This window comes from Teichococcus vastitatis, from assembly GCF_003604215.1.
Taxonomy (GTDB): domain Bacteria; phylum Pseudomonadota; class Alphaproteobacteria; order Acetobacterales; family Acetobacteraceae; genus Pseudoroseomonas; species Pseudoroseomonas vastitatis.
In genome coordinates this window covers 1-596 of sequence record NZ_QXGS01000225.1, presented here as the reverse complement: position 1 = coordinate 596, position 596 = coordinate 1, and the positions used below count along the sequence as shown (strand labels likewise).

1 protein-coding gene is annotated in these 596 nt (G+C 58.9%); it reads left to right on the top strand.

What is annotated here, in order from left to right; translation table 11 throughout:
• Positions 1–461, top strand: a 461-nt coding sequence (locus D2K64_RS24035; RefSeq protein ID WP_120010948.1) for a DUF4214 domain-containing protein, incomplete at its 5' end; no start/stop codon positions are given.
• Positions 462–596: the final 135 nt, after the last annotated feature.

Genomic DNA, 596 nt, shown 5'->3' with positions numbered 1-596 from the left:
TCTTCGACCAGGTCGAGGGTCGCGATGGCACCGATTCTGTGCTCAACGTCGAGCGGCTCCGCTTCACCGATGGCACCCTGGCACTCGACAGGGACGGCAACGCTGGTCAGGCTTACCGTCTCTACCAAGCCGCCTTTGCCCGTGATCCCGACCTCCCCGGATTGGTGCACCAGATTGGCGCCCTGGATGCCGGGTTTGGCCTGAACACCCTCGCGGCTAACTTCATTGCTTCCGCCGAGTTCGTCACGCGCTACGGGGCGGCATCCTCAGACGCCGAGTTCGTCACCCTGCTCTACCGCAACGGACTCAGTCGTGAGCCGGATACGGACGGCTTTCAAGCTCACATGGAGGGTCTGGCCAGCGGCATCACGCGAGATCAGTTGCTGATCAACTTCTCCGAGAGCCTCGAGAACAGGATCCAGACCTGGACTGAGACAGCAGACGGTATCTGGCTAGGCTGAATTGTAGGGGTTTTGTGGTGAACGTTTGGCGTGGTCGAAGCAGTCTTCCGATACAAGGTCAGTCTATCGATCCAATGCTAGAATGCCATGTCCTAGATCGTGGAGCTGATGGCGGGAGAACCTTTTTGAGATCGT